This is a genomic window from Sulfitobacter sabulilitoris (assembly GCF_005887615.1).
Classification (GTDB): Bacteria; Pseudomonadota; Alphaproteobacteria; order Rhodobacterales; family Rhodobacteraceae; genus Sulfitobacter_E; species Sulfitobacter_E sabulilitoris.
This window is the reverse complement of the sequence record NZ_VANS01000006.1, coordinates 1-25084: the sequence shown is the minus strand read 5'-3', so window position 1 is coordinate 25084 and position 25084 is coordinate 1. Positions and strand designations below refer to the sequence as shown.

The 25084-nt window shown below is 63.6% G+C and carries 21 protein-coding genes; 10 read left to right on the top strand and 11 right to left on the bottom strand.

The annotated features are described in order from the left end of the window. Nucleotides 1-50: 50 nt before the first annotated feature. The 4 genes from FDT80_RS16980 to bchF all read right to left on the bottom strand — a co-directional run bounded on the left by FDT80_RS16980 (nucleotide 51) and on the right by bchF (nucleotide 7035). Nucleotides 51-3623: a magnesium chelatase subunit H gene (locus FDT80_RS16980; protein ID WP_425472043.1), complete on the bottom strand. Its 3573-nt coding sequence runs from the start codon at nucleotides 3621-3623 to the stop codon at nucleotides 51-53. A 4-nt stretch (nucleotides 3624-3627) separates the two neighbouring features. After that, on the bottom strand, nucleotides 3628-5181 hold the full coding sequence (bchB, locus tag FDT80_RS16975; RefSeq protein WP_138663526.1) for a ferredoxin:protochlorophyllide reductase (ATP-dependent) subunit B: 1554 nt from the start codon (nucleotides 5179-5181) through the stop codon (nucleotides 3628-3630). Nucleotides 5182-5242: 61 nt separating this feature from the next. Then, complete coding sequence (locus FDT80_RS16970; RefSeq protein ID WP_138663525.1) at nucleotides 5243-6529, bottom strand: ferredoxin:protochlorophyllide reductase (ATP-dependent) subunit N; 1287 nt, start codon at nucleotides 6527-6529, stop codon at nucleotides 5243-5245. Next, complete coding sequence (gene bchF / locus FDT80_RS16965; protein WP_138663524.1) at nucleotides 6526-7035, bottom strand: 2-vinyl bacteriochlorophyllide hydratase; 510 nt, start codon at nucleotides 7033-7035, stop codon at nucleotides 6526-6528. Before bchF ends, FDT80_RS16970 begins: the two co-directional genes overlap by 4 nt. Nucleotides 7036-7347: 312 nt before the next feature. Here bchF and FDT80_RS16960 point away from each other — a divergent pair, with 312 nt between their 5' ends. The 6 genes from FDT80_RS16960 (at nucleotide 7348) to idi (ending at nucleotide 13553) form a co-directional block, all read left to right on the top strand. Further along, nucleotides 7348-8130, top strand: a complete 783-nt coding sequence (locus FDT80_RS16960) for a cobalamin B12-binding domain-containing protein (protein WP_138663523.1) — start codon at nucleotides 7348-7350, stop codon at nucleotides 8128-8130. Beyond that, complete coding sequence (gene ppsR / locus FDT80_RS16955) at nucleotides 8127-9545, top strand: transcriptional regulator PpsR (protein ID WP_138663522.1); 1419 nt, start codon at nucleotides 8127-8129, stop codon at nucleotides 9543-9545. The genes FDT80_RS16960 and ppsR overlap by 4 nt, the downstream gene beginning before the upstream one ends. A 71-nt stretch (nucleotides 9546-9616) precedes the next feature. After that, a complete protein-coding gene (gene chlG / locus FDT80_RS16950) occupies nucleotides 9617-10525 on the top strand; it encodes a chlorophyll synthase ChlG (RefSeq protein WP_138663521.1) in 909 nt (302 codons plus the stop codon). Next, nucleotides 10525-11811 (top strand): BCD family MFS transporter, encoded by a 1287-nt coding sequence (locus FDT80_RS16945; RefSeq protein ID WP_138663610.1) that lies wholly within the window; start codon nucleotides 10525-10527, stop codon nucleotides 11809-11811. The genes chlG and FDT80_RS16945 overlap by 1 nt, the downstream gene beginning before the upstream one ends. 3 nt (nucleotides 11812-11814) lie before the next feature. Continuing rightward, on the top strand, nucleotides 11815-12993 hold the full coding sequence (locus tag FDT80_RS16940; RefSeq protein ID WP_138663520.1) for a geranylgeranyl diphosphate reductase: 1179 nt from the start codon (nucleotides 11815-11817) through the stop codon (nucleotides 12991-12993). Continuing rightward, a complete protein-coding gene (gene idi, locus FDT80_RS16935) occupies nucleotides 12990-13553 on the top strand; it encodes an isopentenyl-diphosphate Delta-isomerase (RefSeq protein ID WP_138663519.1) in 564 nt (187 codons plus the stop codon). The genes FDT80_RS16940 and idi overlap by 4 nt, the downstream gene beginning before the upstream one ends. On the opposite strand, the gene maiA is transcribed toward idi, so the two are convergent. From maiA to FDT80_RS16910, 5 genes are read right to left on the bottom strand one after another with little or no spacing between them, the layout of a single operon-like run. Then, nucleotides 13550-14197 (bottom strand): maleylacetoacetate isomerase, encoded by a 648-nt coding sequence (gene maiA, locus FDT80_RS16930; RefSeq protein ID WP_138663518.1) that lies wholly within the window; start codon nucleotides 14195-14197, stop codon nucleotides 13550-13552. The two genes, idi and maiA, sit on opposite strands and share 4 nt — an antisense overlap. Next, nucleotides 14194-14889, bottom strand: coding sequence for a fumarylacetoacetate hydrolase family protein (locus tag FDT80_RS16925; RefSeq protein ID WP_138663517.1), 696 nt, complete (start codon nucleotides 14887-14889; stop codon nucleotides 14194-14196). Before FDT80_RS16925 ends, maiA begins: the two co-directional genes overlap by 4 nt. Next, entirely contained in the window at nucleotides 14886-15932 is a 1047-nt protein-coding gene (gtdA, locus tag FDT80_RS16920; protein ID WP_138663516.1) for a gentisate 1,2-dioxygenase, read from the bottom strand. The genes FDT80_RS16925 and gtdA overlap by 4 nt, the downstream gene beginning before the upstream one ends. Further along, the gene (locus FDT80_RS16915; RefSeq protein ID WP_138663515.1) at nucleotides 15929-17491 is read right to left on the bottom strand and encodes a benzoate-CoA ligase family protein; all 1563 of its coding nucleotides are present in this window, start codon (nucleotides 17489-17491) and stop codon (nucleotides 15929-15931) included. The genes gtdA and FDT80_RS16915 overlap by 4 nt, the downstream gene beginning before the upstream one ends. Continuing rightward, entirely contained in the window at nucleotides 17491-18633 is a 1143-nt protein-coding gene (locus tag FDT80_RS16910; RefSeq protein WP_138663514.1) for an FAD-dependent monooxygenase, read from the bottom strand. Before FDT80_RS16910 ends, FDT80_RS16915 begins: the two co-directional genes overlap by 1 nt. A gap of 72 nt (nucleotides 18634-18705) precedes the next feature. Between FDT80_RS16910 and FDT80_RS16905 the strand changes: the two genes are divergently transcribed. Then, nucleotides 18706-19434 (top strand): IclR family transcriptional regulator, encoded by a 729-nt coding sequence (locus tag FDT80_RS16905; protein WP_138663513.1) that lies wholly within the window; start codon nucleotides 18706-18708, stop codon nucleotides 19432-19434. Here FDT80_RS16905 and FDT80_RS16900 read toward each other — a convergent pair. Both FDT80_RS16900 and FDT80_RS16895 read right to left on the bottom strand, forming a co-directional pair. Then, nucleotides 19431-21203: a TRAP transporter permease gene (locus tag FDT80_RS16900; protein WP_138663512.1), complete on the bottom strand. Its 1773-nt coding sequence runs from the start codon at nucleotides 21201-21203 to the stop codon at nucleotides 19431-19433. The two genes, FDT80_RS16905 and FDT80_RS16900, sit on opposite strands and share 4 nt — an antisense overlap. A gap of 56 nt (nucleotides 21204-21259) precedes the next feature. Further along, nucleotides 21260-22213 carry a TAXI family TRAP transporter solute-binding subunit gene (locus FDT80_RS16895; RefSeq protein ID WP_138663511.1) on the bottom strand — a complete coding sequence of 318 codons (954 nt, stop codon included), beginning with the start codon at nucleotides 22211-22213 and terminating at the stop codon, nucleotides 21260-21262. Between the two features lie 290 nt (nucleotides 22214-22503). Here FDT80_RS16895 and FDT80_RS16890 point away from each other — a divergent pair, with 290 nt between their 5' ends. From FDT80_RS16890 to FDT80_RS16880, 3 genes are all read left to right on the top strand, one after another. Next, entirely contained in the window at nucleotides 22504-23142 is a 639-nt protein-coding gene (locus FDT80_RS16890) for a paraquat-inducible protein A (protein ID WP_138663510.1), read from the top strand. A gap of 11 nt (nucleotides 23143-23153) precedes the next feature. Then, nucleotides 23154-23759 (top strand): paraquat-inducible protein A, encoded by a 606-nt coding sequence (locus tag FDT80_RS16885; protein ID WP_138663509.1) that lies wholly within the window; start codon nucleotides 23154-23156, stop codon nucleotides 23757-23759. Next, nucleotides 23752-25084 (top strand): PqiB family protein (locus FDT80_RS16880; RefSeq protein ID WP_138663508.1); only part of this gene is annotated, 1333 nt, incomplete at its 3' end. The genes FDT80_RS16885 and FDT80_RS16880, both read left to right, overlap by 8 nt.

The following is a 25084-nucleotide window of genomic DNA, read 5'->3' as shown; positions in this document are numbered from 1 at the left end:
TTCAAAAATATCCCCGCCGGAGGCTCCGACAGGTGATGTGGCGCGTCGGGTCATTGTGCCGCGATCCCTTCAAGCTGGTCCTCAAGCGCGTCGGCGGCGTCTTGCAGGGCGGCCAGGGTTTCGGCGTCCGGCGTCCAGTAGTTGCGGTCATTGGCCTCCAGGAGGCGGTTCGCCATGCGGCTGGAGGCGGTCGGGTTCAGATCGGCCAGACGCTTGCGCATTTCGTCGTCCAGAACGAAGGTCTCGGAAATGCGCTGGTACACCCAGGGCTCGACCTGCCCGGTCGTGGCCGACCATCCCAATGTGTTGGTCACATGCGCCTCGATCTGGCGCACACCCTCGGGTCCGTGTTTCAGAAGCCCCTCAAAGAACTTGGGGTTGAGCGCGCGCGACCGGGTTTCAAGCGCCACCTGGTCGCGGAGCGTGCGAACCTTGCCCGCGCCGCGCGTCTGATCGCCGATATAGACTGCCGCGTCCGACCCCTTGGCGCGTTTCACCGCCCGCGCGATACCGCCAAGCGTGTCGAAATAGTGATCCACCGATGTCACGCCCAATTCGACGCTCTCAAGATTCTGATAGGCGACATCGACCTCGGCCAGCGCGCTTTGCAGCAATGCCGTGTTGGCAGAGGCTTTGCCGTCGACCCCGTAGGCAAAGCTCTTGCGCGCCTCGTAGGCGTCCGCCAACTCGTCCTCGTCGCCGAAGGCCGAGCTGTCGACCAGCGCGTTGACATTCGACCCATAGGCGCCTTCGGCATTCGAGAACACCCGCAGTGCAGCCGTTGCCATGTCGCATCCGGTCTTGTCGCAATAGGCCAGCGCATGTGCGCGCACGAAATTCCGATCCAGCGGCTCATCGGCCTCGGCACATCGCAGCGCCGCCTCGGCCAACATCCGCGTCTGCAGCGGCAGCAGGTCGCGAAAGATGCCGGAGAGGGTCATGATCACGTCGATGCGCGGGCGGCCCAGCCTGTCCAGCGGGATAAGGTCCGCACCGGATATCCGGCCGAAGCTGTCAAAGCGGGGCGTACAGCCCATCAGCGCCAGCGCCTGCCCGATCGGTCCGCCGTCGGATTTGATGTTGTCGCTGCCCCACAGCACCAATGCGACGGTGCGCGGCACCTCGGGGTGGGTATCCAGCAGCAGTTGCGCCTGCTTCGCGCCGTCCCGGCAGGCGAATTCGGTGGGCATGCGAAACGGATCGAAGGCATGGATATTGCGCCCGGTGGGCAGAATCTCGGGCGACCGGATCAGATCGCCGCCCGCCACCGGTTGCGTGAACCGGCCCGCCAGCGCGCGGCAGATGGCGTCAAGTTCGGTTTCCTGCTGCAGCAGATGATCGATCCGCGCCCGCGTGTCCGCGTCGCTCTGCGGCAGGATGCGCAGGTACTCCGCCCGCGCCTCCGCGGTCAGCGGCGCGCCCACGACATGCAGCCCGTCGGGTATCAGCGCCTCTTCGGTCTCGAGCAGTTTCAGCCAAAGCTGATCCGCCGGCTGGCCGCCCATGTCAACGACGTCCGCCTGTTCCGCGATCAGGGCTTCAAGCTCATCCCGGTCGGGGGCATCGGATCCGGTCTTGCGCCACCGCGTGAGCGTGTCCTTCAACTCGGCCAGCCCCTTGTACAACCCGGATGCCGCCAGCGGGGGCGTCAGATGGGTGATTGTCACCGCGTTGGCGCGCCGCTTGGCCAGCGTTGCCTCGCTCGGATTGTTGGAGGCATAGAGATACACGTTCGGCAGGTCGCCGATCAGCCGGTCGGGCCAATCGGCCCCCGACTGGCCGGCCTGCTTGCCCGGCATGAACTCCAACGCGCCATGCATTCCGAAATGCAGCAGGACATCGGCCTTCAACGTGTTCCTGAGCCAGAGGTAGAAGGTGACAAAGGCATGTGTCGGTGCGAACCCGCGCTCGAACAGCAGCCGCATCGGGTCGCCCTCGTAGCCGAAGGCCGGTTGCAGCCCGACAAAGACCTTGCCGAACTGTGCGCCCAGGACGAACACGCCGCGCCCATCCGATTGCACGCGTCCCGGTGCCGGTCCCCATTGTGCTTCGATCTCGCTCAGCCATGGGGTCTGTGCCACGATGGTATCGGCGCAGACATGCGCCGCCACGTTGGCCTCCTGCCCGTATCGCGCGGCGGTGCCCGCCAGAACCGCATCGCGCAAGGCCTCGACGGTGAGGGGGGGATCAAGATCGTAACCCTCCGCCTTCATCCGGTGCAAAGTATTGAAAAGGCTTTCGAAAACGCTTAGGTACGCCGCCGTTCCCGCGGCTCCGGCATTGGGCGGAAACCCAAAAAGAACGATGCCAACCGTCCGGTCAAAGGCGCGTGACCGGCGTAGCCGCGCGTGCTTTTCGGTGCGCGCCACCAGCGCGTCGATCCGTTCGTGGCAGGGCGCCATCGCCTTGGCCAGGGACTGCGCGGCGCACTTGAGAGAGCAGCCGCTGCAGCCGGATGCACCGTGGCGCCCGGCAAAGACGGTGGGTGTCGTGGCGCCGTCAAGTTCGGGCAGCGCAATCAGCATTGTCGTCTCGATGGGCCCAAGGCCTTGCGCGCTGTCGGCCCATTGACCGAGGGTCTGAAATTCCAGCGGATGCGCGGCGATATAGGGAATGTCCAGATCGCTCAGCATGGCAATCGCGGCCGCGTTGTCGTTATAGGCCGGCCCGCCGACCAGCGAAAACCCGGTCAGCGACACCAGCGCGTCGATCTTTGCGCCAGTGGCGTCGCGGAAATACCCGTTGATCGCGGGCCGCCCGTCAAGACCGCCCGCAAAACTTGGCAGGACGGCAATGCCGCGGGCCTCGAAAGCGCGAATCACCGCATCATAATGCGCGGTGTCCGATGACAGGACATATGACCGCATCATCAACAGCCCCACGGTCAGCCTGGCCTTGTCAGGACGGGGAATAGCCGCGGCATCGGTGGTGATCCGCCCTGGCACGTCGGGGTGATACAGCCCGCAATCGGGGTATTCGATCGGCGCCGCCGCCGCCGGCGCAACCGCCCATCCGGTGTCGCGCGCATAGCGGTTCAGCAAGAAGCGGATCATCGCCTCGACGTTGTCGTCCGACCCGCCAAGCCAGTATTGCATGCTTAGAAACCACGCCCGCAGATCCTGGCTTTTGCCGGGGATGTATTTCAGCACCTTGGGCAAGCGCCGCAGCATCGCCATTTTCTGCGCGCCCGAAGAACTGGATGGCTTGGACGATCCGCGCAACCGTTTCATCAACTTCATCGTGCCCGATTCCGGCGCGGCCATGTCCAGCGTGCCCATCCGGGTCAGCTTGACGATGGACGCATCGGCAATGACACCGATCATCGCATCGCAATGGGCGCGCCGCGCCTCGAGCGCGGGCAGAATCCGGCGGACATGCTCTTCGAGGAATAGAAGGTTCGCGATGATGATGTCGCCCTGCGCGACCGCATCGCGGGCCGCCTCGAACGTGCCGGGCGTCTCGCTCCATTCAGCGGCGGCGTGAATCGACAGCGACAGGCCCGGATACGTGAGAGACAGTTTGTCCATGGCGCGCAGCGCCGGTCCAGCCGCGTGGCTGTCAAGCGTGATGATGACCACGCGGTAGCCCGGCATCCGGCGGCCGCCATGAGCGGCGGTATGCATCACATCATCGCGCATAATGGGCCTTGGCCTCGTAGAGGGTATCGACCGAAATTTCGTGAACACCGCGCTGTGCAGCAAAGACTTCGGTATTGCGCCGCGCCTTGCCCCGCACGAAAAACGGGATCTTCTTCAACTCCCGCTCGGCCGCATCGAGCCAGATCACATCGGCCCCGCCCGGTGATTTCGGGTCTTCGGAAATATCCCGGGAGGGCAGGGGGGCCGTGCCCGCGTCGGCACTTGGGGCAGGCGTATGACCGCCGTGATGCGACGGGCCCGCCGCATCGTGGAATTCGAAATCATCGCGGAACATGTGCAAAAGATGCTCTTCCAGCCCCATGACCAGCGGATGCACCCAGGTGTCGAAGATCACGTTGGCCCCCTCGATCCCCATCTGGGGAGAGTAGCGCGCCGGAAAATCCTGTACGTGGACCGGGGCGGAAACGACGGCGCAGGGAATTCCCAGACGCTTGCCGATGTGCCGCTCCATCTGCGTGCCGAGGATCATCTCGGGTTGCAGGGCTTCGATGGCGCGCTCGACCTCAAGGTAGTCGTCGGTGATCAGGGCCTCAAAGCCGAAATCCTTGGCGAGCCGCCTGATGTCACGGGCCATTTCGCGGTTGTAACACCCAAGGCCCACGACCTCGAACCCCATTTCGTCACGCGCGATGCGCGCCGCGGCGCGCACATGCGTGCCATCGCCAAAGACGAAGACGCGCTTGCCGGTCAGATACGTGCTGTCCACCGATTTCGAATACCACGGCAACCGCAGACGGCTGTCATCGAGGTAAGGCGCGACGCCCGTGATGGCGGCGACTTCGGTCACGAAGTCGCGCGTGGCACCCACGCCAATGGGGACTGTCTTGGTAAAGGGCTGATCCAGTTCCCGCTCTAGCCAGCGGGCGGCGGCCTCGCCGGTTTCGGGGTACATCAGCACGTTGAAATGCGCGGCCCCCATGCGGGCGATGTCGGAGGGCGACGCGGTCATCGGCGCGACCACGTTCACGCTGATGCCCATGTCGGACAACACAGACGTCAGTTCCGTTATGTCGTCGCGATGGCGGAACCCCAAGGCCGTGGGCCCGAGCAGGTTGCAGCTGATCTGCGCCGACCGGTCGACTTTTTTCGCGAGCGCACGCACGATCTGAAAGAACGTCTCGTCCGCGCCATAGTTCTCCTTGCGCTGATAGCTTGGCAGGTCGAGCGGGATCACGGGGATAGGCAGGTCCATCGTCTCGGCCATGCCGCCGGGATCGTCCTGGATCAGTTCGGCGGTGCAGGATGCGCCCACGATCAGCGCCTGCGGCTGAAAGCGGTCATAGGCATCCTGGCAGGCGGACTTGAACAGATTGGCGGTGTCCGATCCCAGATCGCGGGCCTGGAACGTGGTATAGGTGACCGGCGGGCGATGATTGCGGCGCTCGATCATGGTGAACAGCAGATCGGCATAGGTATCGCCCTGCGGGGCATGCAGAACGTAATGCAGACCCGTCATGCCCGTGGCGACGCGCATCGCGCCAACATGGGGCGGGCCTTCGTATGTCCAGACGGTCAGCTTCATGGCGCCGTCGCGGTGGAGGCCAGCCCCCACACCCCCGAGGTATTTTCAGCCAAAAGAAGCATTATTCCGCGGCCTCCAACTTCAACAAGGCCGCGCGGCGCAGGGGGCGCGAGAAGAGACCCGCCAGATCGCCGGCCTGTTCGTAGAAATGCACCGGGGTAAAGACCAGTTCGATTGCCCATTTCGTGGCCATCCCCTCCGCTTCGAGCGGGTTGGCAAGGCCCAGGCCGCAGACCGTGAGGTCGGGCCGCGCGGCGCGGCAGCGGTCGAGTTGCAGATCGACGTCCTGCCCTTCGGACAGGGTGGGCCCTGCGGCGAGCATGTCGAGATCCGGGCCGACGATGCCCTTGTGGATGAAGGGTGACCCCACCTCGACGGCGGTCATGCCGCATTCGCGGGTCAGGAACCGGGCAAGGGGAATTTCAAGCTGGCTGTCGGGAAAGAAGAATACGGACTTGCCGCGCAGATGTTCGGAGGCCTGCGCGATCGCCTTGCGGGCGCGGGCGCGCGGCGCCGCCGTCACCCGGTCGAAGGTGTCGGCATCCACGCCGAAGTCATCCGCGATGGCGCGCAACCACGCGGTCGTGCCCGCTTCGCCAAAGGGGAAGGGCGCGGGCAGATGGCGCGCGCCGCGACGCTGCAGCGCTGCGTGGGTATCGCCCAGAAACGGCTGCGTCAACGCAAAGACCGTGCCTTCTCCGACGCGCAGATCGGTGTCGGCGCGCGGTGCAGGCAAGACCCTGATCGGGCCGATGCCCATGTCCGACAACAGCGAAAGCGCCTGTTCCTCGACCACGTCCGGCAGCGCGCCCACCAGCATCAGCTGCCGGTCGGCGGTCGCGGGCAGGACCGGCACCATGGACGCAAGGCATGCATCCTCGCCCTGGGTGAATGTCGTTTCGATCCCCGAGCCCGAGTAGTTCAGCACCCGGACAGACGGGGCATAGCGTTCGGTCATCCGCTCCGCCGCGCGCGACAGGTCCAGCTTGATCACTTCGGACGGGCAGGACCCCACGAGAAACAGTTGCCGTATGTCGGTGCGCCGCGCCAGAAGCTGGTCGACGACCTTGTCCAGTTCGGTCTGCGCGTCAGCGAGACCGGCCAGATCGGTTTCCTCCAGGATGGCGGTCGCGAACCGGGGTTCGGCAAAGATCATGACCCCGGCCGCGGATTGCAGAAGATGCGCACAGGTGCGCGACCCGACCACGAGAAAAAACGCATCCTGCATCTTGCGGTGTAGCCAGATGATTCCGGTCAGGCCGCAGAACACCTCGCGCTGGCCGCGTTGCTTGAGAATCGGCGTATCGCGGCAACCGGAGGGTGTTGGCGGGCGCCGAAGGTCGTTCATGCCGCCACCTCGCCGCTGACCGAAGCGCCCGCAGATTGCAGCCGCGCCGCGCGCAGCTTGATCAGGAACTGCGCCGCGTTGATGACGTAGGCGGCATAGGCGGCCAGTGCCAAGACCATCAGCGACACCGGCCCCAGAGCGCCCGCCCACAGCGCCCAGACATAGGCAAGGTGCAGCGCGATCACACCAAAGGACATCACGTCCTCCCAGTAGAACGCCGGTGCGAAAAGATATTGACCGAAAACGATTTTTTCCCAGATCGCGCCGGTCACCATGATCAGCAGGAGCGCCGCCGTCTTGACCAGGACAGAGAGGGTCGCCGCAGCGTATCCATCGCCTGACACCAGATACCGCAGGACGAGGACGAGCGAGACCAGAAAGACCAGGAATTGCAGGGGCGCCAGAACGCCTTGAACGAGGGTCCAGACGCTCGCATCACGACGCGCGCGTTGCTGCGGAGAGTAGAGACCGGCAGGCACGGAATGCGATGAGTGCTGGGGCGTCATCCATGGGTCCTTCGATTGCGCTTGAGGTCGAAAGTAGCTGTGAATCTTTAAAAGTGTCAATTGAAACTTACACATGTTCCAATGGAGCCCGCGGCAGGCAAAGGTGCGCATTTCGTGCATCAAACTGTGTAAATGCATGGGTTAACGTCGAAAAACACGTTGTTTTCGCAGGTTTTGAGGTGTCCATCCTGCGTTACGATGTCAATTTGGTTTGACAATCGAAGCGCCAAGGACGACAGTTTCGGGCAAACCAGACTTCGACAGGGTATATTTCGGTGAATTTCCTGGTGTGAAGTCAACTCAGGTGGTGACATGTCGTATAATGATGACTCTGGTGCACGCGGTTTGCTTGGCGGTCGGAGCGCGGGTGCGACTGGATTTGCGGCGCAGGTCATCTCGACGCTGAAGGACCGGCAGGCGGTGACCAGGACCGGTCTGCGCCAGATCGTTGTGGATGCGTTGATGCGCGATACCCTTGCGCCGGGGGCCTTCGATCCGGCGCTGGTGCTGGACGCACTGCGTGGCCATCGCCTGCGGGCCGATGCGCTGGTCGATCATTACGTGCCCGAAGCTGCCGCGCAATTGGGCGAGATGTGGCTGGACGACGAGATAAGTTTCGCCACCGTCACCATCGGCGCGCTTCGGCTGCAATCGCTGGTGCGGCAGGCGATGCAATGGGACGCTGCGTTCGACGCGACCGGCCGGTCGGGTGCGCGGGTCTTGTTGATCGTGCCTCAGGGAGAGCAGCATTTTCTCGGCGTGACCGTCCTTGGCGCGCAGCTTTTTCGGATGGGATGCGAGGTCGAGACGGCCTGCGATGCGAGCCCGGACGAGGTGGCGCGGCGGGTGCGTCACGATCCGCCTGACATCGTGATGATTTCATGTTCACGCCCCGGTGCCCTTGAAAGGGTGCGACAAACTGTTCTATCTGTCCGGACCGCGACGCCGATCATGCCTGCAATCGCTATGGGCGGCGCGATCAGAGGTGATGCGGATGACCTCAGAAAACGGACGGGTGTCGATATCGTGACGAATTCAGCCGAAAAGGCACTTGCGCTGTGTGCCCGGGACAAGAAAGTTCTGGCCCGACGATGACGACCGGTGCCGCGTCTTTCTGGAACAGTGGCGCTGTACCACTGATCGAGCCGGAATTCCTGAGCAGTATCATCGCCTCGGCTTCGGATATCGCGCTTGTGGTGTCCGAACAGGGCATCATCCTGTCTGTCGTTCTTGAATCCCACAGTGAATCCTTTGGCAATCTCAAGCACTGGGAAGGCCGGCCGCTGGTGGAATTCCTGACGTCCGAAAGCATTCCCAAGTTCGAATCGAGCCATCGGGAATTCCTGGCGGGCAAGGTGCCGAAAAAGGCGCTTGAACTGAATCACAGCGACAATGCGGTCTGGCAGTACCCGGTGCGTTACACTTTCCACCGCTTTGGCCATGAAAACGCGGCTTTGCTGCTGGGTCGTGACCTGCGCCCGATCGCCGAAACGCAACAGCAGTTGGTGCAGGCGCAGATCGCTCTCGAACAGGGGTACGAGGCGCGGCGCGAATTCGACGCGCGCTACCGTGTGCTGCTGGCCAATTGCACGGATGCCACCCTGTTCATATCCGTCCAGTCAGGGCGGGTGATCGACGCGAATGCAGTGGCGGCCAAGCTTTTGAACGTCAGCACCGACGCGTTGATCGGCAGCAGCTTTGCGCAGTATTTCTCGGATCGTTCATCAAGCGAGCTGACCGAAAGCCTGATGAATGCGACGCTTAGCGAGGAGGCCGGTCACGTGCGGCTGCGCACCACGCGGGGGCGAAGCTCGCTTGTGGCCGAACCGACGGTTTTCCGCGCCGGCGGACAGCGTATCCTGTATTGCCGCTTGTTGAGCAATGCCGCCACGACGGCCATTCCCGACAGCGCCGCGGCGGACGCCTTGGCGCTGTTCCGGTCGGGCAGCGATGCGATGCTGTTCATGTCGCCCAAGGGCGTGATCACCGCGGTGAATGAAAGTTTTCTCGATCAGGTGGGCGCGGCGCATCAGTCCGATGTCGTCGGGCGCAGTTTCGGCGATTTCCTGTCGCGTGGGCAGATCGACCTTGGCGTCCTGATCGACCAACCTCAGCGCAACGTGCAGATGCGGGTCTATTCGACCAAGCTGGTCAATGACCTTGGCTCTCAGGTATCGGTCGAGATTTCGGCCAGCCGTCTTGAGCATCACGATACACCCGCCATCGGATGCGTCATCCGCGATGTCAGCCGTGTCGAGTTGGCCCGGAGCGCGCCGACCCCCGGTCAGGTCCCGTCGGAGCCCAGCCGCAATGTGATGGAGCTTGTGGGGTCTGCATCGCTCAAGGATATCGTGGCCGAAACGACGGATGTCGTTGAAAAGATGTGCATCGAAACCGCTGTCGAGTTGACGAACAACAACCGTGTGGCAGCGGCCGAAATGCTTGGACTATCTCGCCAGAGCCTTTACGTGAAACTGCGCAAATACGGCCTTTTGAGCAAATCCGGCTAAGCCTCTGGCGGGGGCGGCGGGCTGGGCGCAAGGCGCTTGCGCCGACTCAAAGTGTAAGCCATAGTTTACACATGTCTGTCACCACACCCATACATGTGCGGCGTCTGCCGGACCCGGCCGCCATGCTGTGGCTGATCAAGCCGATCACGTGGTTTCCGCCGATGTGGGCCTATTTGTGCGGTGTGATCTCCTCTGGGGTTGCCCCCGTCGGTCACTGGAGCCTGGTGCTGCTGGGTGTTCTGCTGGCGGGCCCGATCGTCTGCGGAATGAGCCAGGCGGCCAACGATTGGTGCGACCGGCATGTGGACGCAATCAATGAACCGACACGACCGATCCCATCGGGTCGGGTTCCTGGGCGATGGGGGCTTTGGATCGCGCTGGCAATGTCGGCGCTGTCGCTCGTGGTCGGATGGCAGCTTGGTCCCTGGGGCTTCGGCGCGACGCTGGTCGGCGTGGCCGCCGCCTGGGCCTATTCGGCCGAACCTGTCAGGCTCAAGCGGTCGGGGGTCTGGGGCCCCGGGCTTGTCGGGCTGAGCTATGAGACCCTGCCGTGGTTTACGGGCGCCGCCGTGCTGAGCGCGGGCGCACCGGCAAGCGAGGTCGTGCTCGTCGCCCTGCTCTATGGTGTCGGCGCGCACGGCATAATGACGTTCAATGATTTCAAGGCGCTCGAGGGCGACCGCCAGACCGGCGTTCGGTCGCTTCCGGTCACGCTCGGCCCTGCGCGCGCCGCGCAGGTTGCCTGCGCCGTGATGGCGGTGCCGCAGCTTGTGGTCGTTGCGCTGTTGTTCGCCTGGGACAGGCCGGTTCACGCCGCCGCGGTGCTGTTGCTGCTGGCTGCGCAGGGCTGGGCCATGTCCGTGCTGCTCAAGAACCCCAGGGCCAAGGCGCCCTGGTATAACGGGACGGGCGTGCTTTTCTACATCAGCGGCATGATGATCGCCGCATTCGCGATCCGCTCCCTCGGGGCGATGCCATGATCACGCTGGGCTGGCTGTCCATCGTGCGCCTTGGTCTGGTGCAGATGTGTCTTGGCGCGATCGTCGTGCTGACGACCTCGACGCTGAACCGGCTGATGGTGGTGGAACTGGCCTTGCCGGCGGTGTTGCCGGGGCTGTTGGTCGCCCTGCACTACGGGATCCAGATCACGCGCCCCAACTGGGGGTTTCTGTCCGATACTGGCGGCAACCGGACACGGTGGATCGTCGGCGGAATGGTCGCGCTTGCCGGTGGCGCGCTGTTGGCGGCATACGGCGTGATCGTGTTCGAGACGCGGTTTGGCGCAGGCCTGGCGGTGTCGGTCCTGGCCTACGCCCTGATTGGTCTGGGAGTCGGCGCGTCGGGCACCTCGCTCCTTGCGCTGCTGGCGACGGCGACCGCGCCTGCCCGACGGGCTGCCGCTGCAACGATCACGTGGCTGATGATGATTGCCGGGATCGCGATCACCGCCGGCGTCGTCGGCGCCCAGCTTGACCCCTATAGCGCGGCATTGCTGATCAGGATCGTGGCGGTCGTCACCGTCGGTGCCGTGCTGGTGACGATACTGGCGATCTGGGGTATCGAGGCGCGCGTCGATGCGGCGCCGCAGCCGGACACCATGCCTTTCCTGCAAGGGATGGCCCAGGTTTGGGCCGAACGGCGAGCCCGGAACTTTACCCTGTTCGTATTCCTGTCGATGACCGCCTATTTCATGCAGGAACTCATCCTTGAGCCCTATGCCGGCCTTGTCTTCGGCTTTACGCCGGGACAATCGACATCGCTGTCCGGCGCGCAGAATGGCGGCGTGTTCATCGGCATGGTGATCGTGGGCGTGATGGCCACGGGCCTTCGGATGGGTAGCCTGCGGGCCTGGGTCACAGGCGGCTGCGTCGGATCGGCGATGATGCTGGCGGTGATCACGGCGATGGGGCAGATCGGGCCCGGCGCCCCGCTGATGGCCGCCGTTGTCGGGCTGGGGTTCTGCAACGGCGTGTTTGCCGTGGCCGCCATCGGGTCCATGATGGCGCTGGCCGGGCAGGGGCGGCAGGCCCGCGAGGGCACCCGCATGGGGCTTTGGGGGGCTGCGCAGGCCTTGGCGGCGGGGTTCGGCGGTCTTGTGGGCGCTGCACTGGTCGACGTGATGCGCGTCACCGCCGCGGGCGATGCCACCGCGTTCGGCACGGTTTTTCTGATCGAAGCGGCGCTGTTTCTGGCGGCCGCCGCTATGGCGTTGCGGGTGATGGACCGACCCGCGCCGCACCATTCAACCTTGGTTCCAGGGGAATGACAGATGTTTGACGTGGTTGTTGTGGGCGGGGGCCCTGCCGGGGCCACGGCCTCGCTCGATCTGGTGAATTCCGGCCACAAGGTCGCCATGCTGGACCGCGAGAGCCGGATCAAGCCCTGCGGCGGTGCGATCCCGCCCCGACTGATGGCCGATTTCGCCATCACCGACGATCAACTTGTGGCCAAGGTCAACACCGCGCGGATGATATCGCCCACCGGGCGGCACGTGGACATCCCGATTGAAAACGGTTTTGTCGGCATGGTCGACCGCAAGGATTTCGACCCGTTCCTGCGGGCGCGCGCGGTCGCCGCCGGGGCGCATGCCGTCACGGGAACCTTTGTGCGGATCCAGCGGGACGAAGACGGCACCCAAGTCATCTATCGTGAAAAGGCCAGCGGCGAGACGCGCAGCCTCAAGACCAGGCTGATCATCGGTGCCGACGGTGCGCGCAGCCGTGTGGGCCGCGCCGAGGTGTCCGGTGGCGACACGATACCCTACGTTCTGGCCTATCACGAGATCATCAAGGCACCGCCGAAATCCGCGGTCTATGATCCGGTGCGCTGCGATGTGATCTATGACGGAGCGATCAGCCCGGATTTCTATGGGTGGATTTTCCCTCACGGCGACAGCGCCAGCGTCGGCATGGGCACCGAAGTGGCCAGTGTCGATCTGAAGCAGGCCACTGCCGCCCTGCGCGCCGCCGCAGGGTTGGCGGATTGCGAAACCCTGCGCCGCGAAGGCGCACCCATTCCCCTAAAGCCGCTGGACCGCTGGGACAATGGCCGCGACGTTGTGCTGGCGGGGGATGCCGCGGGCGTCGTTGCGCCGTCCTCGGGCGAGGGGATCTATTACGCGATGGTCGGTGGACGCGTGGCCGCAACCGCCTGTGCGGCCTGCCTTGAATCGGGACGTGCACGCGATCTGCGGCTCGCGCGGTCGCTCTTCATGAAAGAGCACAAGATGGTGTTCCGGGTACTGGGGTCGATGCAGAATGCTTATTACCGCAGTGACGAGCGGCGCGAACGCTTTGTGTCGCTGTGCCACGATATCGATGTGCAGCGCCTGACATTCGAGGCTTACATGAACAAGAAACTGGTCCGCGCCCGCCCCATGGCGCATCTGAAAATCGGCCTCAAGAACCTTGCGCATCTTACCGGTCTTGTGGCAACGACACGCACATGACCATCATGATCCCGGCCTGGGTGAATGGCACCTTGACCCCTGTTGAAAAACTTGAGGCACATCAGAAAGGCCTGCGCCACATGGCGGTGTCGGTCTTTGTGCTGCGCGGTGACGAGGTGCTGCTGCAGCGCAGGGCGATGGGCAAATACCACACGCCCGGATTGTGGACGAACACCTGCTGCACACACCCCGACTGGAACGAATTGCCAGAGGTCTGCGCCGTGCGGCGGCTGGACGAGGAGCTTGGCGTGACCGGCGTCTGGCCCGAACATCGTCATCATCTGGAATACCGCGCAGAGGTCGGCGGCGGGATGACCGAACACGAGGTCGTGGATGTCTACGTGGCCGAGGCGGCGCATGATCTGGAGATCACCCCGAACCCCGACGAGGTGATGGCGGTCGAGTGGGTGCCGTTCGAGGATCTCAAGAATCGCATCGTCGCCGATCCCGGCCTGTATACGCCCTGGCTCAAGATCTATCTTCGCGACCATGCCCGCATGATTTTCGGGGATATGGCGACGCTGGCAGTGCAGGACCCGCACAGGGCCAAGGCCGGCTAGACCGCATCGGGCTGATTGGCCGGGATCGCACGTTCAAAGGCCGGGACCGCCATGCAGGCGTCAAAGATACGGCCGATCACCGGCGTGTCATCGGTGCCGATGCCAAAGCGGGTGTTGTTCAGCACCTGCGCATAGAGACAAAGATCGGCAAGGCCGGGCGTGTCGCCGTGACAAAAGCTGCCCGTTTCCCGATCTGCGGCCAAGCGGGTTTCCATGGCCTGCATCGCCGGTTCGGCCCAGGTCCGGAACCATTTCGCCTGTGCAGCGGCATCCGCTCCGAATTCCCGCTCGAGATACTGCAGGACCCGCAGGTTGTTCACCGGATGGACATCCAACGCCATGATGTGGGCAAGGCTGCGCACGCGCGCGCGGCCCCAGGCGTCGGCGGGCAACAGCGGCGGGGCGGGGTATTCCTCGTCCAGCCATTCGATGATCGCAAGCGATTGCGGCAGGGGGCCGTGTTCCGTCACCAGTGTCGGCACCAGCCCCTGGGGGTTCAGCGCGGTATGCTGCGCGCCGTGATGCGCCCCGCTGCGCAGCGCATAGGCGACATAGTCGTACTCCAACCCCTTGAGGTTGAGCGCCGCGCGCACCCGAACCGAGGTCGATGAGCGAAAGAAATTGTGCAGGACCAGCCGGGTCACTCGCGCGGCCCGATCTTGACCTCAAGCTCGCCTATGCCCTCGACCCCGCCGGTGATCACGTCGCCGGGCACAATCGCGCCGACTCCCGCCGGTGTGCCGGTCATGATGATGTCACCGGGCGACAGCGCCATTGCACGGCTCAGGATCGACACGTGTTCCTTGACCGACCAGATCAGGTCGGCCAGGTCGGCATCCTGGCGCACCTCGTCGTTGACGGCCAGCCAGATGCGCCCCGCCTCGACCGACGGAACATCCGCGATCGCCACGATCGGGGCGATCGGCGCGGAATTGTCAAACGCCTTGCCCCAGTCCCACGGGCGCCCCGCGGTCTTGGCCTCGGTCTGCAGATCACGGCGGGTCAGGTCGATGCCGACCGACGCGCCCCAGACATGATCCATCACCTTGTCCTCGGGAATGTCGGACCCGCCCTTGCCGATGGCGATGATCAATTCGATCTCGTAGTGCAGGTTTTCGGTCAGCTTGGGATAAGGGATGGTGCACGGCGTGTCGCGCGCGGCATCCGCCGGTTTGGTAAAGAAAAACGGTGCCTCGCGGGTCGGATCCTTGCCCATCTCGCGGGCGTGCGCCTCGTAGTTGCGGCCCACACAGAAAATGCGGCGGATCGGAAAGCGGTCGGCGCTGCCGGCGACGGCAAGACTTGGCTGTGGGGGGGCGTCGAAAACGTAGCTCATTGGTTACCTCTGTGGTCGCGGAAAAGTCCCAGCTTTTCCTGGATGGGTCGGTCGGAATAGGAAAACAGCACCGCGTCTTCATGGGTTTCATGGCGGATGTCGTGCCAACTTGGAACCACGAACACGTCACGCGGGCCCCAGTCGATCACGGTGTCACGGACGCGCGTGCGGCCGCTGCCTTCGACACAGACATAGACGGTCGCATCGGTCGATTTGTAGGGTGTGCCGCTGAACCCCTTGGGCATCAGTTGCAGGCAGGTGCCGATGGTCGGCATGGCCCAACCGCCATCGACGGGATTGGCGTAGCGCATTTTCAACCCGTGGCTCGGGTCCCATTCGTCGGTGCGGCGCATCCGCTCGAGCGCCTCGCGCGAGCGGGCGTAGGGATAATTGAAGATCGGCGAAGCGGGCCGGTTGCGTTCGTAACCCAGCGGCAGCATGTTCGCGCCGTAACGCGCACTGCTGTCGCCGGTGGGCTTGGTGATTTCCTGCTGATCCTCGCCCAGCCCTTCGGCAAAGCTGGCGTCGAAGAACTGCACCACCGGAATGTCCAGCCCGTCGAGCCAGAAGATCGGGTCGTCGGTTGTGTTGCCATGATCGTGCCATTCCCAGTTCGGCGTGATGACGAAATCACCGAACTGCATCTCTGTTTTCTCGCCGCCCACCGCCGTGAAGCCGCCGCTGCTTTCCAGGACGAACCGCAACGCGCTTTGGGTGTGGCGGTGGGCCGGGGCCACTTCGCCCGGCATGACGCACTGTACCCCGCAATAGAGACTGGTCGTAACTTTGGACGTGCCCTTCAATCCGGGGTTTTCAAGGATCAGCACGCGCCGCTCCGCCTCTTTCGCGGTGATCAGGCCGGCGGCTTCGATCAGGCGGGCGCGCACGCTGTCATAGGACCATTTGAACGGCATGCAGTTCGATTTCGGTTCCGGCGTGATGATGCCGGACATCACCGACCACAGTGCGCGCATCGATTCCGGTTCGATGGCGTCATAGAAGGCATCGCGTTCGGCGGTGTTGGCGGGGGCGGGTTGGCTCATGTGTCGGGTCCTTTGTTGTCGTCAAGCGATCGAAGCGCCTGACGGTCGATCTTGTCCGTGCCGGTTTTCGGCAGATGATCCAGGAAAGTGATTTCGCGCGGGTATTTGTGAGGCATCAGGCTGGTCTTGGCATGCTTGACCAGAACCGTGCGAAAGGCCTCTGTCTGATTTTGGTGTTTCTTCGGTGTGACCCAGGCCTTGATCGTCGTGCGCCCATCAAGCAACGACATGGCCAGGACACAGGCTTCCTGCACCTCGGGATGATCGTTGAGCGCCCATTCGATTTCCATCGGATAGACCCATTGGCCCGAGACCTTTACCAAGTCGTCGGCGCGGCCCTTGAAAAAGTAATACCCGTCCGCATCGCGGGTAAAGCGGTCGCCGGTATCGATCCACCCGTCCTTCATCGTCTCGGCGGTCTTGTCGGGGCGGTTCCAGTAATATTCGGCGCCCGACAGGCCCATCACCTGCATCACGCCTTCTTCGCCGGTCGCGGCCTCGTGACCGTCCGGCGTCAGCAGTCGGACGGCATAGCCCGGCACGGCGCACCCCGCCGACCCCGGTTTCTGGCGCGCCTCTGTATTGCTAAGGTAGATGTGCAGCATTTCCGTCGATCCTAGTCCCTCGACGATGGGCAGCCCGAAGCGCGCGCGCCAGTCGCGGGCTAGTTCGGGCGACAACACCTCCGCCGCCGAAACGCACAGGCGCAGCGACGACATATCGACCTGGTCGATGCCGGGGTCATTCACCAATGCAGTGTATAGCGTCGGCAATCCGAACAGAATAGTCGGGCGATGGCGGTCAATCTGCTCGAAGCACCGCTGCGCCGTCGGCCGGTCGGACAGCAATACGCTGGCGGCACCGACCGAAAAGGGAAAGGTGACAGCGTTGCCGAACCCGTAGGCGAAAAAGATCTTGGGGATCGAAAAGCAGATGTCGCCCGGCCCTATGTTCAAGATTTCACGCGCATACGTGTGGGCGGTATAGGCGGCATCCTCATGGGTGTGCACGACGCCCTTGGGTTTGCCGGTCGATCCGCTGGAATACATCCAGAACGCCATGTCGGTGCGGGTGGTCGGATGCTCGGGCAGCTTGGTCGCGGCATCGTGCCATGGGCGGTCCTCGGCCACCATGCGCACGCGGCACGCCGTGCCCGACAGGCGCGCGACGTCGATAAGGCCGGCCAACCCTGCGGACAAGATCACGGCGGTCGCGGCACTGTCCGCGAGGTAATAATCCACCTGATCCGGCAGCGACAACGTGTTGATCATCATCGGCACCAGCCCGGCACGCAGCGCGCCCATGATCGCGGCCGGATAGGCGGGGTGGTCTTCGAGAAACAGCATCACGCGGTCGCCGGGGGCGCAACCGGCGGTCAGCAGGGCATTGCCGATGCGCCCGGCCTCCTCCGCCAGCGCGCGATAGCTCCATGTGCCGTCGTCGTGCAGCACGGCAGGGGCATCGCCGCGATCCGGCAGGTTGTCCCACAGGATACGCGACGCATTGTAAGCTTGCGGCAGGTCGAAGCCGACCTCTTGCGCCAGGGTGTGCGGGGTCATTACGCGGCCTCCAGGTCGATGCCGTTCTGATGCAGTCTGGCTGTGAATTCGGGCGCCAGTTTGGCCAGTCGGGCAGCGTCCAGTCGCCCGGCCCGCCGGATATACGAAAGCGCGAAGGACCACGGATCCAGCGCCATACGCGCACCGAAGTCCTCGTACCACGCGGCGGAGCGGCGGGCGGCGGTCACGATCTTGGCCAGAACGGGCGCGCGCGCGGCCTGATAGGCGGGCAGGGCGGTCGCCACATCCCAATCGGCATCACGCAGGGCTGCGACCAGTGCGATCACGTCCTCAAGCGCCAGACGCGTGCCCGACCCGATGGAGAAATGCGCGGTATGCAGCGCGTCACCGACCAGCACGCGGTTGCCGCTGTGCCATGTGTCGCACATCAGGTTGGGAAATCGCCGCCAGTTCGAATTGTTGGGAACAAGCCGCGCGCCTTGCAGTTGTTCGGCGAAATACGCCTCGCACGCGGCGCGATAGGCGGGTTCGCGCATCTCTCCGAACCCGCTGCGTGCAAAGGTATCCGCCTCCATCTCGATAATGAATGTCGCGCGACCGGGGGCATAGCTGTAGTGGTGGGCATTCATCGGCCCGTGTTCGGTATCTATGAAGGTCTGGGTCAGCGCGTCGAATTCCCGGTCGGCCCCGTACCAGACAAATCGGTTGTCGAGGTCGGTCATCGTCTCGCCAAAGGCATCCGGGGTCGCTTGGCGCACGATGGAATTCAGACCGTCCGCGGCGATCACCAGATCGGCGGGCGGCAGATCGTCGACGGTCGCGATACGGGTGTCGTACCGTGGCACCACACCAAGCTGCGCGGCGCGTTCCTGCAGCAGCTTCAACAACTCAAGCCGCCCGATCCCGGCAAATCCGACACCGTCTATCGCGATGGAGGTCCCCTTGTGATTGACCACGATATCGGACCACCGCTGCATGTGAGGCGCGATCAGGTCGGCAGTTTCGGGGTCGTCGGACCGCAGGAAATCCAGCGCCTGATCCGAAAAGACCACACCAAATCCAAAGGTCGCATCGGCGGGGTTCTGTTCGAATACGATCACGTCAAGATCGGGTCGCGCGCGTTTAAGCAAGATCGCCGCGTAAAGCCCGGCAGGCCCGGCGCCCAGAATATTTATCCGCATGATTTCCTCCCCTGTGGCATTACGTAATCATTTACGTTATACGTAAGTCAAGAGTTTTGGAGACGCATCAAGATGACGGACCAATCCCACATCCGGGGTCGCGGCGTGCAATCGGTCGAGGTGTCCGTGAGGTTGCTGGCCGCGCTGGCTCAAAATGCCGGGCCGATGTCCCTGTCCGATCTGGGGCAGGCGTTGAGCATGGCGCCAGCCAAGGTGCACCGCTATCTGGCCAGCTTTGTGGACACCGGAATGGTGCGTCAGCGCAAGACGGGGCTTTACGATCTGGGGCCGCTGGCAGCCGAGATCGGGATCGCGGCCATCGCGCGGATCGACCCGGTCAACCGGGCCGCCGATCTGCTGGGCGGTTTGGTCGAGCAAACGGGATTAAGTGCGACCCTGGCCGTCTGGGGCACCCACGGCCCGACGGTGGTCCGATGGGAGAAATCCGCGACACCGCTCGTCACGACACTTGGGTTGGGGTCCGTGCTGCCGGTGACGCGGTCGGCGACGGGGCGTGTTTTCCTGGCGCATCTGCCAGATCGTCTTTTGCGCGATCTGGTGCGGTCGGAGACCGGGGCGGCCGACCTGCGAGAGTTCGACGCGCTGCGCCGCGACGTGCGCGCCGCCGGGGTGGCGATTGCGGACCAGGAGTTCATTCCGGGTCTTTTTGCCATCAGTTGCGCGGTCAAGGACGTGCAGGGCGGTGCCGCGGCAGTTGTGACCCTCGTGGGCACCAATCGCGACATCCTCGACCCCGCGCATCCGGCGCGCACGGCTCTCAGGGCGTTCTGCGACCGCTAGATCCAGAGGCCGGCAAAGACCACGAGCAGCCCCGACGCCGTCAGCCCCGTGCGACGCAGCATGCCACCCCGTCCGATGAGCCCGTAGGATACGAGCGAGAGCCCAAGCGCCATCCGCGCGAAGGCGAATACTGCCATCACCGGATCCTCGGCCAGTTGAATGAGCTTGGGGTTTGCGATCATGCCCAATGGAATGAGGTACAGGCCGACGCCAAGGGCCATCGCCGTTACCGCCACGCGCAGCCAGTTTTCGCCGATCATTCCGGCGGCGATGAACACCGCCCCGCAGACGGGTGGCGTGATCGTCGACAAGAGGGCGAACCAGAACACGAACAGATGCGCCTGCAGGGGCTCCACGCCCAATTCGATCAAGGCCGGACCTGCGACCGATACGCAAATCACATAGGCCGCCGTCGTCGGCACCTCCATGCCCAGAAGCAGACAGGCGACCGCGGTAAGCAGCAGCGACGGCCAGAGCAACCCGCCCGATCCCGAAAGGATGAGCGACGTAAGCTTGACCCCGAGCCCCGTTATTCCCAGCACACCGATTATGATCGACGCGCAGATGATGATTGCCGCGATCATCGCCACCTGCTGACCCGCGCTGATCGCGGCCCCGGCCAGACGGTCAAGCCCGCCAGGCAGGCTGATCCTGGGCGTGCCGTCGGCGAACAACAGCAGCGCGCCGAGGAAAACCGCGATGGCGGCAGCGTATTGCGGGGTGAACCCCAGCCCGAACATCGCGAACAACAATGCCGTGAAGGGGATGAGGAAAAAGGCAGAGGTGATCGCCACGTCGCGCGGACTGGGGCGATCTTCGGGGGCGACGCCGCGCAGATCGACGTGCTGCGCATAAGCGTTGATCCCCATCCACACGGTCATGAAATACAGGACGGCCGGCAGCAAGGCCGCCACGATGATGGCGCTGTAGGGCACGCCCGTCAGTTCAACCATGACAAAGGCGCCGGCCCCCATCAGCGGTGGCATGATCTGTCCGCCGGATGACGCCACGGCCTCTACCGCCGCAGCCAGCCGCCTGGGGTAGCCCAGCCTGGTCATCGCGGGCAGGGTTATCGCCCCCGTCGACGCGACATTGGCCGAGGCCGAGCCCGAGATCGAACCGAACAATGCCGAAGACAGCACCGAGACCTTGGCCGCGCCGCCGTTCAACCGCCCCGCAGCGGCGGCGGCGACATTCATGAAACCCTGTCCCGCCTCGCCCGCATTCAGCACCGCGCCAAAGATCACGAAGATCGCCACGACGCCAACCGACACACCCGTCAAACTGCCCCAAAGACCGCCTTCGGCAATCGTCAAGGTGCCCAGAAAGCTGGCCATCGGGGTGCCGGAATGGCCGAAACTGCCGGGAATATGCTGACCGAACACCCCATAGAGCAGCGCGGCCAAGGCAACCAACGGAAGCGGCCAGCCGATGGCGCGTCGGGCACCCTCAAGCGTGATGGCGATCAAGCCGACGGCCAGTGCGAACTGGCCCGGCCCTTCAAGGAATCCGTACTGGTTGCGCAGGGCGGCGTGGTTGACGGCGATCCAAAGGCAGGCTCCGATACCCGCGCCCGCGATCAACGCGCCGGATACCGCAGCGCGTCGCGTCGTCGCCGGCAGCACGAAGATCCACGGCAGGATCAGCGCCATGTGCAACGGGCGGCTGACCAGGTTGGGCACCAGCCCGGAAAAGATCAGCCCAAGGTGAAACGCACAGGTCAGAGCGCCCAGACCGATCCAGACGGGTCGCAAAGGTATGGTTTGCATCGACAGGTCCTTGGCCTGCGCCCCGCAACCGGCCATCCGGAGCAGGGCGGTGCCGGTTACATTTGCGCGTCGGTCAGGGGCACGCCCACCTCCTGGTAATAGCGGATCGCGCCAGGGTGGATCCTGGTCGTGATATTGCCCAGCATTTCGGTCGATACACCGGCCCACCAGGCCGCGTCGCCGCTCATCTTTTCCTTCATCTCCCAATAGGTCTTGGTCAGAAGGTAGGCGGTGTCATCGTCCATCTTGACCGTCGAATAGGCCGCGACCGGCAGGGATGTCGTGACGATATCGCTGTTTTGTCCCGCATAAGTGCCCGCGGGGATGACAAGACGCGTGCGCTTGGTCATCGCGATCTGTTCATCGCTAAGCGACAGGATCTTCACCTCCGATGAGGCAGCCGCTTCGATCACGTTTGGCGCAGGATAGGACCCGGCGGTGACGAAGGCGTCGATCTGGCCATTTTTCAAGGCCGCGACGGCATTCGACAATTCACTGTCCGCGATGGTGACCTTCCCCTCCAGCCCGAATAGGCCAAGGTACTTCTCGCCTTCGGTCGCGCCGAACGATCCGCTTCCCAGCAGCACGGTCTTGCCTTCCATATCGGCGAAGGTTTCGATCCCGCTGTCGGCGGATGCGACGAAATGCATCGTCAGCGAGGGGATCGGAAACAGCGCGCGGATGTCGGCAAAAGACGCGTCGCCCTTGCCCTCGAACATCGCCTTGCCCTCTTGCGCCAGCCCAATCAGCGCGGGCGGCGTGGTAAAGACATAGTCGCCGCCACGGGCACGGACCTCCATGACGTTCTGCACGGATCCCTGGCTTTCCTCGACCGTGACGCTGATATCGCCATTCGTGCCGGTCTTCATCGCTTCGGCGATCTGAACACCCATCTGGTAATAGGACGACCCGGTCTTGGCCGATTTATATGTCGCCCGCGTTTCGGCCATGGCAGCGGAAGCGGATACCGCCAACGCGGCGGCAGCAGCGATCATCATATTCAATGTCATCGTGGTTTTCTCCCAAGCGAATGCGTCTTAGTTTCGGGAGTACAAGAGAAGTCGACGCCGTCGATGTCAACAGAAGCGATGCTTGGGGCGCATCGCGGGGGGCAATGAAATTCATATAATGAGAATTATGGTAATAAAAGCTCGGCCCGCGCAGCGATGCACGGGTCTGCAAGACGTTCGGTCGCACGTGCCGCGTCGTCACGGCATCGTACGTTGATCTGCCTGGCGTGACTGCTAGATAGTGTCACACCGGCCTGTAAGTTCGGTGACAAAGCGGATATCCAGCCGGAATGACACCTGCAACATCTGAAACGCCCTATGCCGACCTGATCGTGTGCCCGCAGTGCGATGCGGTCTATCGTCTCAAGCGGCCCGAACATGGCGAACGCGCGGTGTGCAGCCGCTGTCACACGATACTGATCGCGCCACGACGCAAGGCCGGTCTGCAAATCATAGCCGTGTCGCTGGCGGTGGTGATTCTGATCATCGCGGCCACGCTGTTCCCCTTCCTGTCGATCAAGGCGGCAGGGGCGAAAAACTCGGTGTCGATCCTCGATGCGGCGCTTGCCTTTGCCGGTGGTCCTCTGGCGGTCCTTGCGTTGGCGACGGCCGCGCTGATCGTGTTTGTGCCACTCACAAGGGTGTTGTTGTCCCTTTATGTGCTGGTCCCCATCGTTCTGGACAGGCCCCCCGCTCGTCATGCGACCCAGGCCTTTCGCCTTGCCGAAGCGCTGCGCCCGTGGTCGATGGCCGAAATTTTCGCCATCGGTTGCGCGGTTGCGCTGATAAAGGTCGTCGATCTTGCGGATGTTGCCTTTGGCCCGGCGTTCTGGATGTTCGCAATTCTCGTTGTTCTCGTGGTCGCACAGGACAGTTTCATGTGTAGGTGGTCGGTTTGGAACTCTCTGGACACTCAGAAAAAATCATAAGCGCGCGCGACATGGGCGTCGTCGCCTGCACGCGGTGCACGCAGGTCTGGCCGATCGGCACGCAAACCTGCGCCCGCTGCGGCAAGGGGCTGATGTCGCGCGACGTCAAAAGCCTGCAACGGGTATGGGCGTGGTGGGTGGTTGGCGTGATGTGTTACATTCCGGCCAACACCTACCCGATGTTGCGCACAAGAACGCTGTTTCAGGTCGAGGAAAGCACCATCGTCGGCGGCGCGGTCGACCTCATGCATCATGGCGCGATCGGCATCGCCCTGGTGGTCTTGGTGGCCAGTGTGGTCATACCGATCGGAAAATTCCTGGCGATCGCGTTTCTGGCCATCGGCGTGCAACGCGGATCAGGCGTGTCGGACCATCACCGGCAGGGCCTTTACGAGGTCGTGGAATATATCGGGCGGTGGTCGATGATCGACATATTTGTGGTTGCGATCCTGTCGTCGCTGGTCCAACTCAATACGCTGGCGTCGGTCAACCCGGGTCTGGCCAGCCTTTTTTTCGCCCTCTCGGTAATATTTACGATGTTGTCGGCACAAAGCTTTGATTCACGGATGATCTGGGACAGGCAAGTGGCGGCCAAAGGAGCCTCAGAACATGACTGACACCCCCCCGGATGTCTCTATCGAACCGGCGCGCAAGTCCTTTTTCGGGCGTGCGTCCGTGGTCTGGGTCATTCCGTTTCTGGCGCTTGTGATCGCATTGGGCGTGGCCTGGCAATCCTACAGCAATCAGGGGCCCCTGATTTCGATCGAATTCGAAAACGGCGCCGGTATCGCGGCAGGTCAAACCGAATTGCGGTATCGCGACATCACCGTCGGTGTGGTCGAAGAGCTGAATTTCTCCGATGGTCTTCAAACCGTGATCGCGGCGGTGCGTCTGGACAAGGAGGTGGCGCCATATGTCGACGCGGGCGCGTCGTTCTGGGTTGTGCGGCCTGAGCTGACCGCGCAGGGCGTCAGTGGGCTCGATACGGTCCTGAGCGGTGTCTTCATCGAAGGGGTCTGGGACAGCGAAATCGGCCTGCCTCGCAGCGTGTTCTCCGGGTTGTCGGACCGTCCGCTTTTCCGCCCCGGACAGGAAGGTCTTCAGATCGCGTTCCGCAGCACGCCAAAGGGTCAGCTGAGCGACAACAGCCCCATCCTGTTCCGCGGGATCGAGGTTGGTCGCGTCGGCAAGGCCGAGATTTCGCCCAACGGGAATTTCGCGATTGCCGAAGCGATCATCTACGAACCGCACGGGCGGCTGATTACCCCCAATACCCGGTTTTGGGATACCTCGGGGTTCAGTGTCTCACTCGGCCCCACCGGAGCCGAAATCGACTTTTCCTCGATCGCGTCGCTGGTGGGCGGCGGGGTAACCTTCGACACCTTCGTCTCTGGCGGTGCGCGTGTTGCGGACGGGACCGTGTTCGAAGTGTTCCCCGACGAAACGACTGCTCGCAATAGCATCTTCAACGCCTCCGAAGTTGAGACCTTGGAAATCAGCGTGATCTTCAAGGACAACATTTCCGGTCTGACCGTGGGCGCGCCGATCGAACTGAGCGGGCTCAAGATCGGGGCGGTCGAAAACGTGTCGGGCATCGTGGATGCGGCCCGGTTCGGCGATGCGCGCGTGCGGTTGAATGCGGTTCTGGGCATTCAGCCGGCGCGCCTGGGGCTGCAGGGCGACGTCACCGCCGAGGCGGCGCTCGACTTCCTCAAGGGGCGGGTGCGGGAAGGAATGCGCGCGCGCCTCGCGTCGGCCAGCCTGCTGACCGGTGGCCTCAAGGTCGAGCTGGTCGAGGTCGAAGACGCCCCCCAGCGCGAGATCGTCCAGATCGGCGACAGCATGCCGATCATGCCCGACACCGAAAGCGAGGTATCGGACGCCGCCGCCACGGTCGAAGGGGTGTTCACCAGGATCAACAATCTGCCAATCGAAGACCTGC